General features: G+C 46.6%; 9 protein-coding genes. All 9 read right to left on the bottom strand.

Annotated elements, in window-relative coordinates:
- Positions 1 to 56: 56 nt before the first annotated feature.
- The 9 genes from ACTRXF_RS01735 to ACTRXF_RS01695 all read right to left on the bottom strand — a co-directional run bounded on the left by ACTRXF_RS01735 (position 57) and on the right by ACTRXF_RS01695 (position 12,738).
- Complete coding sequence (locus tag ACTRXF_RS01735; protein ID WP_474277475.1) at positions 57 to 2,573, bottom strand: GH39 family glycosyl hydrolase; 2,517 nt, start codon at positions 2,571 to 2,573, stop codon at positions 57 to 59.
- 253 nt (positions 2,574 to 2,826) lie between these two features.
- Positions 2,827 to 3,525 (bottom strand): IucA/IucC family C-terminal-domain containing protein, encoded by a 699-nt coding sequence (locus ACTRXF_RS01730; RefSeq protein WP_474277473.1) that lies wholly within the window; start codon positions 3,523 to 3,525, stop codon positions 2,827 to 2,829.
- Positions 3,494 to 4,312 (bottom strand): ABC transporter ATP-binding protein, encoded by an 819-nt coding sequence (locus tag ACTRXF_RS01725; protein ID WP_474277470.1) that lies wholly within the window; start codon positions 4,310 to 4,312, stop codon positions 3,494 to 3,496. The genes ACTRXF_RS01730 and ACTRXF_RS01725 overlap by 32 nt, the downstream gene beginning before the upstream one ends.
- Positions 4,313 to 4,325: 13 nt before the next feature.
- Entirely contained in the window at positions 4,326 to 5,363 is a 1,038-nt protein-coding gene (locus ACTRXF_RS01720; protein ID WP_474277466.1) for a FecCD family ABC transporter permease, read from the bottom strand.
- Complete coding sequence (locus ACTRXF_RS01715) at positions 5,360 to 6,373, bottom strand: FecCD family ABC transporter permease (protein WP_474277464.1); 1,014 nt, start codon at positions 6,371 to 6,373, stop codon at positions 5,360 to 5,362. Before ACTRXF_RS01715 ends, ACTRXF_RS01720 begins: the two co-directional genes overlap by 4 nt.
- Positions 6,374 to 6,397: 24 nt before the next feature.
- Positions 6,398 to 7,372 (bottom strand): ABC transporter substrate-binding protein, encoded by a 975-nt coding sequence (locus ACTRXF_RS01710; RefSeq protein ID WP_474260643.1) that lies wholly within the window; start codon positions 7,370 to 7,372, stop codon positions 6,398 to 6,400.
- A 337-nt stretch (positions 7,373 to 7,709) separates the two neighbouring features.
- Positions 7,710 to 9,155 (bottom strand): NADP-dependent glyceraldehyde-3-phosphate dehydrogenase, encoded by a 1,446-nt coding sequence (locus tag ACTRXF_RS01705; protein WP_474260642.1) that lies wholly within the window; start codon positions 9,153 to 9,155, stop codon positions 7,710 to 7,712.
- A 411-nt stretch (positions 9,156 to 9,566) separates the two neighbouring features.
- Positions 9,567 to 10,883, bottom strand: a complete 1,317-nt coding sequence (locus tag ACTRXF_RS01700) for an MFS transporter (RefSeq protein WP_474260641.1) — start codon at positions 10,881 to 10,883, stop codon at positions 9,567 to 9,569.
- Positions 10,884 to 11,880: 997 nt separating this feature from the next.
- Entirely contained in the window at positions 11,881 to 12,738 is an 858-nt protein-coding gene (locus ACTRXF_RS01695; RefSeq protein WP_474277461.1) for an alpha/beta fold hydrolase, read from the bottom strand.
- Between the last annotated feature and the right edge of the window lie 302 nt (positions 12,739 to 13,040).

Here is a 13,040-nt window from a genome sequence, read left to right as displayed (position 1 = left end):
TGCTTTTCCAAATATGAACCTATTTTCAAAATTGTATATTCTAAAATACAAATTCTTTATTTTTCATTCCAATTAGTGTGATCTTTTGTAAGCTCAATCAATTGAATTTCATGGGCATCCAGAGTCGTTTGAAGCAAACACGGGTCTTCAGCATTCAAATAATCTGTTCGAAGGCCAGGCTCTGCTTTTACCTGAAGATAGCTTTTCAGCTCAGGATCAATCACCTCAGGCGCCCCAAGCTCCACCCATGCATCATAGGACGAGCCGTGTTTCTGATTAACAAAATGTTTTTTTATCCGATAGTTTCCCTGCAGCCCTTTTAATTCTAATTGTAGGGACTGAGCGGCACTGTTTTCAAATACACCGTAGCGGCTGGTGGAAGTTAATTGAGAATAATCGAACGATCTATATAAACGGTTTGGGTGGCTGTAATTCCAAAGCAGGATTTGAAGCTTGTCATCCGACTTTGTCACAATCATATTATCTTTTATGGTGATAAGCTCCTCCCCCAGCTTACTCAAAAAAGCAAAAGCATGGTAGCTGGCTTTTTTAATCCCATTATACGTCATTAAACCGAAACCGCCGTGATACAAAGCGGGCTCTCTGCTGAATTCCCTGAAAACATCCGTGAAGGTCCAATACCCCATCCCGCTTATTTTTTGAAAATTATCCACGGCATTTTTGACAATAAAAGCCGCCATGTAACAGGTATCATGAAGAGGATCGCCGTAATCGCTGTTGGCGTTCCATTCCGTTATCCATTTTTCCTGATTCAGCGTGCTGTACTTTTTTGTATGGTTTATTATTTTATCTATGGAGGCGGAGAAGTTATCTTCCTCTCCAATCATAGTGACTTCACTTAAAAATTCTGTAATAGTACTAAAGCTCTCCACTTTTTTAGCAGGCTTGTCTTTTTTCTTCTCCGTGTTAGTCATCAGATTGTAGACATGAAATGAAAAAAAATCGAGGCCTACCTGCTGCTTGACGGCAAATTCGTGAAAGTCGTTCAGCCAGGAAGCATTCCCATGAAAGTCAATGTTTCCGAAGCCGCCAACGCAAAGATCCGGGTCTATTGCTTTAACACACCGGTAGCTTTGGGCATAAAAGGAAAAAAACTCTTCCTTTGATTCACGCCAGAAATAGTCAACCTCCGGTTCATTCCAAAATTCAAAATACCAGCTCTTTACTTCTTTTGAGCCGTAACGGTTGAATAAATGCCTGATAAAAGAATCCAGCAATTCCAGCCACCGTTCCATGGATTTGGGAGCCGACACCGAAGCCCTTCCTTCAAAAATGGTGTAGGACTTACCGGCAAGCTCTCCTGGCATAAATCCAATTTCTATAAACGGTTTAATGTTATTTGCCAGCAATTGATCAATCAGTGCTTCAATATGAGAAAAATTGGCATACCATGAGCCATCAGGCCTTTCATTGTATACCTCCAGCTGGTCCGAAAAGATATTGTGAAACCTTACGTAGCGAAAGCCAATATCCTTCTGGAGTTGGTAAAGCTGATCATGAAAATCCTTCCGTAAACCCTGCGCAGCATCGCCAAAGGTAGCTAAAGAGGTGAAGGAATGATTTATTGCTTTAGCGGGCTGGGAAAAATCAATATTTTCCTTTGCAGCCTGCACTGCAGGGCCTGGAGTAGTTTTTATAGTCATGTATTGAAATAACTTCTTCAACGACTCACGGCTGTTAATGCTTAAATAATCCCTCGGGATGCTGTAATCTATGCTGAATTGGTACTTTCTGCGATACTGACCGGGAGCCATCTGCATATGCTTTCTGAATACCCTGTAATAGGATTTAGTATCAGGAAAGCCGAATTCCAGCGCGATTTCTGTTACAGCTTTATTTGTTGTCTGCAGTGCAAATAGTGATTTCTCCATCCGTATCGTATCCAGTTTCGTTTTTAGGGAAGTCCCTGCCTTCAGCTTGAAATATCTTGAGACATGCTGCGGGCTTAATGAAAACTCACTGGCTATTTCTTCGATGCTTAAAGAACTATTGGCGTAATGGTTATTCATATATTTCATTATTTCAAACAGTCTATTGTCCTCTAACAATTGCTCGTCGGATTTTTGATATGAATATTCGAAATTTTCTCTTAATATAATTATTATTTCCAGAACAAAATTTTCGATTTTTAAAATAGAGCTGGCCTTTTGGTTTATCAGTAAGTCTAAAATGAAAGCTAACAGCTGTTTCAGGCGTTGCACATGAACGTCTTCGCCTGAAGATGCATGATAGCCATCAAGAAAAAATTGTTGTTCTTCTACATTGATGCCTCTTTGTTTCATGTAATTACTATTGATCTGCAACACTAGTATGTGCGGCTTTTTGCTTTGGTCGACTGAATGAAGAAAGTGTAGTTCATTACTGTTGATAAAAAACAAATCTCCGGCGTTCAGATTGTAGGTTTTTTCATTTATTCTTATTTCCAGCGACCCTTCGAGCACGAACAGTAGCTCAGGATCCTCATGCCAGTGATAGGGATAACGTTCAATAGTCTGTGCGAATATATTTATCGGCAGGTTACTTTGGTAATTAATCGATTCATATGTATACAATTTTCTACCTCCAACAGACAACCGCTTTGTCTCATAACATTTGTTGTAGTTTGCAATTTCAATCTTTAATTGTCAATTCTTTTATATTTTAAATTGTTAATGCAAGTTACAAAAAGACCCGGTTTTCGGTCGCCCCCTCCACTGGTTGACGATCCTGAAAACCAGGTTCTTAAGCTGTACACCTGCATTTCTATGAGACAATCTTTCTGCAGCCAGAGCATCCAGCATAAAAGGAGAAAGGACTTTGCCAGGCCTATGGTTTTTTCGGACAAGCGGCACAGTAGCTGCTGCAGTTGTTCACCGCATAGTTAAAACAGCACGTCCTGCGCTCCCGGAACCACCCGCCTTCTTTGTTTTTCTGAAGCTTTTGATGGAAAAGCTGTAACGGATTGTTCGTTTCTCCAAATAGTTCCCCAGGCGCTTCATAAACGAGATAATGCAGATCCTCATCCATCCGCTGAAGCTCTGAAAGAGAGGCTGATGTTCGCAGTTTCTTTTCGTACAGCGAAAATAAACGAACAGCCGTATTTTCCCATAATATCGGCATCGGCAGGCTTGAAATATGAGAAAGGAGCTTCCAGACCGGCTGCAGGTGCCCGGCAAAGACCTGCTTTGTCAGCCTCGCTCGTTTCTCCTGATAACTGCCTCCCGCATGGCCGGAGGTCTCCAGCATGTGAAACTCCGGGGTCCATTTATCCCTGGAGAAATCTGTACGAAGAACGCTGTTTTCTGGAGAGAGGTCGAGCATCTTTTCGTCTATCGTTAACGCCCTAAAGGCAGGCTCAGTAACAAAACGGGCGTACCTTTTCGAAAACTGGGAAGCAGCCACCATCCTTGAGGGAGCGTTGATTGCAGTCATTACGTCTTCGAGATACGACCGAGCGGCCTCCTCTTTCATCAGCTCTGCCCCGTAAATGATTTTATTCTGCATCGGCTGCGGCGATGGTGCCATACGGCTGCCTCCCTTTTCCGTATGGTATTACCATCGGCGTATGAAATACTGGATCTTCCGCTATATAACAATTCATGTGAAAGACATGCCTGACCATTTCTTTGGTAACAATATCGCCGGGGCGCCCCTGGGCAAACACGGATTTCCCCTGCAGTGCTACAAGATGATCGGCATACCTGCAGGCCAGATTGATATCATGCAGCACCATCACGATAGTACGTCCCTCCTGTTCATTCAGCTCATACAAAAGATCGAGAACATCGATCTGATGGGCCATATCGAGATAAGTGGTTGGCTCATCAAGCAGCAAAGTGTCCGCTCCTTGGGCCAAGGTCATTGCTATCCCGGCACGCTGGCGCTGGCCGCCGGATAGATCATCCACCGGAGTATCACGAAAGGATGTCACTGCTGCTGCCTGCATAGCGTTTTCCATCATTTTTTCATCTTCAGGCGACCATTGTTTTAGCCATGATTGATGCGGATACCGTCCCTGTTTCACAAGCTGTTCCACCGTAAGCCCCTCCGGTGCGGTGGGGCCCTGTGGGAGAATCGATAATTGTTTAGCTATGTCTTTCGTTTTTAATTTAGAAATACCCTTTCCATTTAACAGTACTGCTCCCTTTTCAGGCTGAATCAGCCTTGCCATCGTTCGCAAAAGGGTGGATTTGCCGCATCCGTTCGCGCCAATAAACACAGTAATTTCTCCTTTTGGCACACGAATGGATAAGTCCTGAAGGACGGTTTCTTTCTCGTAGGAGAAGGTTACATTTTTCGCTTCAACAGTCATCTGCTTTACCCCCTTAAAAGTGGTTGCGGTTTTGAAATAACAAGTATAGAAAGAAAGGAGCGCCAATGGCGGCTGTGAATACGCCAGCCGGTACATCCACCGGATAAAAAACCGTACGGGCTATAAGATCCGCAGAAAAAAGCAGCAAAGCCCCGGTGCAGGCAGAAGCCGGAACCAGTGCCCCGTAGGAGCGGCCGATAAGCGCTCTTGCAATGTGAGGGGCAATCAACCCAATAAAACCAATGGCCCCCGCCACGGCTACCGCCGTTCCCGCTAAAACGACGCTCAGGAAAACGACTGCCACCCTGTCCACCTGAATCCTTACTCCCAGACCAGCGGAAGTGTCATCGCCAAGCTGCTGGGCATTCAGACTCCTGGAGAAAAAAACAGCGAGCGGCAGACCCAGTATGAGAACAGGAGCGATGGTAAATATATCGCTCCATGACGCTCCATATATGCTGCCCGTTAGCCAGACATAGGCGTCTGTTGCCGTAACAGCGGAGCTTACAATAATCATGAAAGTCACTCCGGCACTCATAATGGCTGAAATTCCAATTCCTATCAAAATCAGCCGGATCGGAGAGACTCCTTTTTTCCAGGCCAGCGTGTAAATAAGCGAAGATACGAGGAGCGCTCCACTAATGGCAGCAAGGGGGATCCATTGAATACTGACCACCCCGGCACCAAACGTCATAAACGCAACGGCAGCTACAGAGGCTCCTCCAGTCACTCCAACAATATCGGGAGCGGCCAACGGATTGCGGACTACTCCCTGCAGCAGCAGACCTGATACACCAAGAGCACCGCCCGTCAGAAGCGCTGTCAGCGTGCGCGGCACCCGGGAGTTGTTAACGATAAATTCATTTGCACCGCTGCCATTGCCCATCATCGTTTCCACGACTGTAACGGGGCTAAGCATCGTATTTCCTAAAGACGGGCCGAGCACGCAGGCGACCAGCACCGCCAGTGCAAGTATCCCCATTCTCCACATCGCTCTCTTATCCATTTGTAACGAAAAGAAGCGGGTGCGCCATGTCGTATGCCGGTTCATAAATTTGACACCCCTCTTCTTGCGATATAGATAAAGAATGGCCCTCCGACAAGCGCTGTCATTACGCCAATCGGTACTTCCTGCGGCATGATCACAAGCCGGGCAAGCACATCAGCCGAGACGAGCAGTACTGCTCCCAGCATTGCTGAAAATGGCAGGACCCAGCGATAATCGTGACCAACAAAATACCTGGCGACATGCGGAATCACCAGCCCAATAAATCCTACCGAACCCACTACCGCGACAGAACTCCCGGCCAACAGCACGACAATAACACCAATGACTGCTTTTAACAGAATGGTTTTCTGTCCCATGCCTTTGGCAATATCGTCGCCGGTAATGAATAAATTGATTGCTCTCCCAAGAAACATCGCTGCCGCCATAGCCGCCATCATAAACGGGAGTACAGGCAGCAGCATTTCCATGGTCCTTCCGCTTACCGACCCGGCGAGCCAGAACATGACATCCTGCAGCCCTGCCTCATCAAGCACCAAAATGCCCTGCGTGTATGACTGGAATAACGCACTGATCGCCGCTCCGGCGAGCACAATTTTCACCGGCGTCAATCCGTCCCGGCCAAGTGATCCGAGAAAATAAACCACGGCTGCAGCCACCGCTGCTCCGAGAAAGGCCATGCCCATTAAAGAGACGAGCGACGATAACGATAAATACACTATACCGATGACTACAAAAAAAATAGCCCCCTGGTTGATGCCAAAAATGCTTGGGGATGCCATCGGGTTTTTGGTCAGTGCCTGCATCAGCGTACCCGCCACCGCAAGACTCGCACCTACCACTGTAGCGATAACAGCACGCGGCAGCCGGTCCGATTGCACCACAATGTGGCTCGTCGCTTCGTCGTTAAACGCTGAAAAAGATTTCCATACTTCCCCAGCTGTAATGGGCGTCTGCCCAAACAAGAGACTAGAGATAAAGGAAAGCAGAAATAAGAATAAGATCAGGAAAAGGGTCAAGCCCCTTTTCCTTTGCTGTGCTACTCGGTTCTTCATAAATGTCCACTCTTCCAAACACTGTTATTCTTCTTCAATATCAAACGTCTCATAAAGATCATCAAGCATTAAATTCGCTGCGATAATACCGCCGCCGGCATTCCATGTTTCTTCCTCCACCATGTGTACCTCGTCATTTTCAACCGCTTCAAGCTCCTGCCACAGCGGGTGAGAGGTCCATTCCTCGTAGGTTTCTTCAATTTGCTCTGTTTCTGTACCGGAATTAAAGTTAAATATCATTTCCGCGTCCGCTTCAGGAATGCTTTCCTTGGAGGTTAATTTGATGCCCCATTCATCTGTATCTTCATGGCCCTCCGGACGGTCAAATCCAGCATCCTGCAAAATACTCCCGGCAAATCCCATATAAAAAATCCGGGCATGATCCGCGCGGAAATTCGTTATGGCTACTTCAATCGGAAGCCTGTCCCCCATTTCTTCTTTGAAATGTTCGGTCCGGTCTTCGTACTCACTGAGCAGTTCATCGGCTTCTTCTTCCTTGTTTAAGACTTCTCCTGTCAGTTCGAGCGTATCCTTCCATTCGTAAACCTGATCCGTGGTAACTGTTGGTGCAATGGCAGAAAGGTCATCATATATGTCTTCGTGTCTGGATTTGTTCGCAATGATGACATCCGGATCCATTTCTGCTATTTTTTCGAGGTTCGGCTGAATTTCCTCTCCGACCGTTTCGGTTCCTTCAATATCATCGCGTAAGTATTTGTAAATCGGCTGCTGGGTCCACGATTCAACAATACCTACAGGGTCCGCGTTCAGCGCCGCCGCTGTATCATTGGCCCCCTGGTAAAGCGTAACGACTTTTTCCGGGGTTCCTTTGATCTCTGTGGTGCCCATCTCATGCTCCACCGTTCTCGTCTCTTCCTCTTCTGATGAAGCTTCACCATCTCCTGTTTCACTGCTCCCGCTTGATTCTTCTCCGCTTCCGCATGCTGTTAACACCATCGCAGCGAGAAAAACCGTAGAAATACCTGCTTTTTTCTTCACTTACGTCACTCCCTCCCTGTATTTAATTGATAATAATTATCATTATCACTAATTGTATCGTTGATAATCATTTTCATCAAGACTTTTTCGATACAAAGGAATTTTTCCTCCATCTTGGGGAGCATCGTCATACCATTGAACGCCACAGCACAACCAACCGCACACAAAGGCCTCTGGCAAAGAATGCCGGAGGCCTTTGTGTGCGGTTCATTACAGAAGCAGTCATTCCTTTGATTAGAAGTGCCTTTTAAAAATAACGCTTCCGTTCCAGAGATAAAATAAAAGACTTTGAAAATTGCTGTGCTCTCTTGCTCTAAGCGTAAACATTTTTTGCTTTTTACAGGTTCAGTACGAGCACTTTATCACGAAGCATCGAATCGATACTTCGGCCAATTCCCTGTACACCCTGACCCGAATTTTTCACTCCCAAAAACGGAAAATGATCAGGTCCGCGGGACGTCTTGCCATTCACCTGCACCGTGCCGACGTTCAGCTTGTCGGAAATAGCGAAGGCGTTCTCCAGGTTCTGAGTAAAAATACTGGCTTGAAGACCATACTCGTTACGCTTTTCCAGCATGATGGCTTCCTGTTCATTTTCAATTCTTAGAAAAGGAAGCACCGGGCCAAACTGTTCCTCCCAGGCGACTGCCATATCCTCTGTGACATGATCCAAAAGCGTCGGCCCCAGAAGATTTTTTTCCTTATCGCCCTCCAGGATGACTGCAGCCCCCTGCTCCCGGGCATCTTCAATCAGCCTGGTAACGTTATCGGCTGCCTTCTGATCAATCATCGGCGTTACGCTCGCATCTTCCCTCGAGGTGCCTACCTTCAGCCCGGACACGATTTCCTTCACTTTTTCTATCAGCTCATCCGCCACACTGTCCATAACAACAACACGCTTGATCGCCGTGCAGCGCTGACCGGAATAACTGAAGGCTCCGCTGACAATTTCTTTTGCGGCTTTATCCAAATCGGCATCTTCAAGAACAATCGCCGGGTCTTTGCCGCCAAGCTCAAGCACCACGGGAATCATTGATGCTTTTTTCGCAATATGTTTTCCGGTATCTGTTCCTCCGGTAAATGTGATCATATCTATCAGGGGATGAGTAACGATGAAATCGCCAATAACCGAACCTCGCCCCGTTACAACATTTAATACCCCTTCCGGCAAACCGGCTTTCACAAGCGCTTTTACCATTAACAATCCACTAATCGCTCCCTGCGTCGCCGGTTTGAAGACAACCGTATTACCGGTAATAAGCGCTGGAGCAATTTTAGAAGCAGCCAGGTTTACAGGGTAGTTAAATGGCGAAATGGCCAGGACGACGCCGTGTGGAACTTTCTGAACCATTGCTTTTGTCTGTTTTGTAGCGCCGGGAAAGGCATCCCCCTGAATAAAGCTTCCATGTGTTCGAAGTCCCTCTTCAGCTGTGTGGCGAATCAGCTGGGCGGTACGCTTCACTTCACTTTTTCCCGATGACAACGTCTTGCCTACTTCCTTGTGGATCATTTCCCCTATCTCATCGGTCATCTTTTCCAACTCTTCGGCCCAGCGATGAAGAAGTTCTGAACGCTCATGTCCCTCTTTTGCTTCCCACGCTTCCTGAACCTCGGCCGTTTGTTGAATCGCAGCGGCAACTTCCTCCTGACTCAAGGCAGGCACGCTTCCTACGACTTCATTATCGTCGGGAGCATAAATGTCGACAGTGTCTCCACTGTTGCTTCCGATCCATTTGTTGTTAAGCAGCGTAGCAAACACGCCCTCTGTCTGCCGTACGGTCATATTTCTCTCTCCCTCTATCTTTTTTTAACCTTTTAAAGGTTAATGTTATCTATTAAACCATAACAGTGCACTTTCAAACAAGTCTGAATTTTATAAATTATCATTTTTGAAACTAAGAAAACGATTTCAGGGAAAGGAATTTATTAATGTATTCTTAAAAATAATATAAAACCTGCAGTGCGGAAAAGAAAACAATAAGAACCCTTGTCGATAAAATGTGAATGCCTACGCCAAATAAAAGTTAGTAAACAAAAAGGCAAACCCCCGAAATTGTATGGGTTTGCCAGCAAGCTATTTCATATCAGCGCTATTACCAGAATGAAATACTCTTAAAAAAATCTCTTCTTTTATATTAGCCGATAATAACAGTTTGCTCTTTAGCCCCTCTGATAATGATTGGACGGTCACTATTTATTGCGCCTCAGCTGTTTTTGCTCTCCTGCCTACACCGGCCCACCGTATCATTGGAATTGCCAGGAGCGATAGCAGTGGTGCAGCTATAGCCAATACGGCAAAGCTCGAATAAGCTACTATGATGCCGGACAATCCTCCACCGATTGCTCCTGAAAAAGCAATCCAGACATCGACGGCTCCCTGGGTTTTCGCTCTCGTTGACAGGGATGCAGCATCAACTACAATGGTCGTGCCGCTGATTAAGCCAAAGTTCCAGCCAAGCCCGAGCAGGACAAGCGCAATCGTTATCGTTACGAGAGAATCTGCCGGCCCCAGGGCAGCCAGCACTCCTGCTGCCAAAAGGGTACCGGCGGATGCCACAGCCGTCCGTGCTCGTCCGGCCTTTTCCACCAGGGTTCCTGTTATTAATGAAGGCAGATACATGCCGGCGATATGAAAGCCGATTACCATACCCACCGCCTGCAGGGAGAAGCCGTGGTTTCCCATGTAAATTGGGGTCATGGTCATCACCGCTACCATCACAAACTGGGTGCTCACCATCACGGAAGCTCCGGCTAATACGCCCCGCCGGTCAGTCGATGCTTCCACCGGCTCCTCTTCATCGTGCAGCCGCCTGCTATTCTTTTGTTCTTCGGCCACCGCCTTTGCCACAAGGAACGGGTCAGGACGGAGAAACAGATATAGGAACCCTCCGGCTGCCAGATAGGCAGCGGCAGCCAGCATAAACGGGCCGGCCAGGGAAGGTATGCCCATTGCGCTCGCCACCTCTCCCATTGGTCCCACCAGATTTGGGCCGGCAACCGCTCCGAGAGTCGTAGAAATCATGGCCATGCTTACCGCCTTCGCCCGCTGAGTGGAGGAGGCCAAATCCGTTCCTGCATACCGGGCCTGTAAATTCGTCGCTGTGCCGGCACCGTAGATTAACAGGGCAACAAACAGCAGCCCGATCTGATTGGTAATCGCCGCCAGCACTACTCCGACGGCGCCCATCCCGCCGATCAAAAACCCGGCTGCCAGACCCGTACGCCGGCCGAGCCGCTGGGACAAGCGCCCGATCAGGAGCGCCGCTCCAGCAGAACCAAACGTAAATACGGCGGTAGGCAGTCCGGTGACGCTGTCTGTACCCATCATGTCCTGGGCCAGCAACGCCCCCACAGTGATCCCGGCTGCCAGTCCGGCTCCGCCGAATATTTGTGAGATGATTACAATGAGAAGCGTTTTTTTATACAGCCGGTGCTGCTCCTCTTCAGAATCCATATATCGCTGAATCTTTAACCTAAAGGCTTCTGCCTTCTTTCTTTTTCTTTCTCCCATAACTTCACCTATCTTTCGATCATTCCGCCAAAATTAACGACTGCAGGTTCCTATACCCATAGCGGCATCGGCAACCTATCCAGCTGCTGCACTTCCGACGTATTGATTTCTGCATAACTTTTGATTTCTTCTTAGATGTTATCTTACAATTTTATGGAAGTATATACTTGGCTTAATATATTTGTTCTTATGCCTTTGGCGGATAATTTTTATAATAAGAACCTAAGAAAACGCTGCCGAAAACAATAAAACCTATGATAAAAAAGAGAATATTCCATTCCCCGGTCCTCACTCCAGCAGCAATAAATAAAATTATGTACACGCTCAACACTATCCACGCCATACGCTTTAACACTATCTTCATGCCCCTATACTACCCCTTTCCCGGGTTGCTGTGAACGCTCATCTCCCCGATTATATCAACTGCTCATTTCGCCTATTTTAATAGCCTTCACCATAATACCATTTGAATTTTTCTCAGTTTATTACTGATTTACATTATTTACAATTGTTGAAGGTTCACTTCATTTCACCCTATCTCTTCTCTTTGCTTATTTCTAAAGCGTGATACTTTCTGCGCTCACTTGGCTATTTTTCGTGCCAACCAATGCAGTAAAAGAGAATGTCGGAGATATGTGATTGTAATTTAATGGAGGCGCATTTAAAATGCAATGTACAAGTCTATCTAATAAAGGAGCGACAGGATGAGTGGCATCAGCATAGGCGTTTACGCTGTTTGTTTTTTACTTATTGCAATCGCTGGCATCATAATGCTTATAGAATATCGAAAGCCAAAAGAAGCTCGCAGGCACAAAAAGCTAATGATCTCTATGAGTTTGCTGCTGGCAGCTTCCCTTCTTCAACTGAGTCACGGCCTTGCCACAGATCTCTAGGAAATAATAAAGATGCATAAAATTTCGCTTCAACAAAAAGAGACCAGCTCATCAGGCTGATCTCTTCGATAATTACTTCCCAAAGAACGGGAGCAATATTTCCTCTAAATAAACCTTTTAATTTCAGCGGCGAACGCTTCCGGCGCTTCCTGAGGCACCCAGTGGGCCGACTGGTTTATTCTTACCAACTCGCTGTTTGGAAGATCCCTGTCCAGCATCTCCCCCGTTTCTACCGGCTGCCACGGATCCTGGGTCCCCCATAACAGCAGCACGGGGTGTTGAATATCCGAAAGCTTATGCGTCAGCGCGGTGGTGTGGTTCGTGTTCAGGGCAGCAGCGTTGCGGACAAGGCTGACTTTGCCTTCTTCATGTAAATACGGGGCCATAATCCCTTCCAAAAAGGTATCCGTCAGCTGCTCCCGCTGGGCAAATACATCGTTATAGCCCTTCGAAAGAAAATCTTCCATCTCCTGAAGAGATTTGTTTTTCCACGATGGATGGCCCGCCATCAGCATTTCTTCAATTGGCCAGGAGTCATAGGCAACGGTGTTGGAAAGGACAAGCTTATTGATTCGATTCGGTTCATCAAGTGCAAGGATCAATCCGACGCCTCCCCCGATATCATGCGCTGCCAAGTGCACCTGTTCGAGCTCCAGCTGATCCATCAGCTTTATCACCATTTTCGCCTGCACATGAAGCGAGCGGTCGAAGCGGTCCCTTTGATCCGAATAGCCGTACCCCAGCAGATCAGGAACAATCACCCGGTACTCCTCTTCAAGCTGCGGAATAACGGCCTGGTACAAGTACGACCAGGTTGGTATGCCGTGCAGCAGCACGATCGGCGGCCCGGATCCTACATCTGTATAGTTTATTTTCACTGGTTCCTCTACCACTCCTTCAAGCGTGACCGATTGCTGGCGTTGTTTAAATTCTGCTTCCGTTACTGTTCTGTTGGGCTGCATATCTTTGCCTCCTTACGAATTTTTTTGCCGGTTTCACTACGTTTCTATGAACAGATAGCTTTAGACAAACCAGCCTCCTGTAAACGTATTCTTTTGTCCCATTCCCGCGTTTGTATATGATTAAATGTAAGCCAGCTTACAGCGAAGATTCTCCTTCCGCTCCAAAAAGTTATAAATTGTTTATTCAGAAATTTTTATCACGATGATATACTTTAAAAAGATTTAAATAATTTTCTGATTATTGACTCTTCTCATTAGTTTACCGGTTTTATTACTTTCTCTGCGGGGAATTTACAACGACA

Source organism: Marinococcus sp. LNHM3E3-2.2 (assembly GCF_056034385.1).
This window is presented reverse-complemented; position numbering and strand designations above follow the sequence as displayed.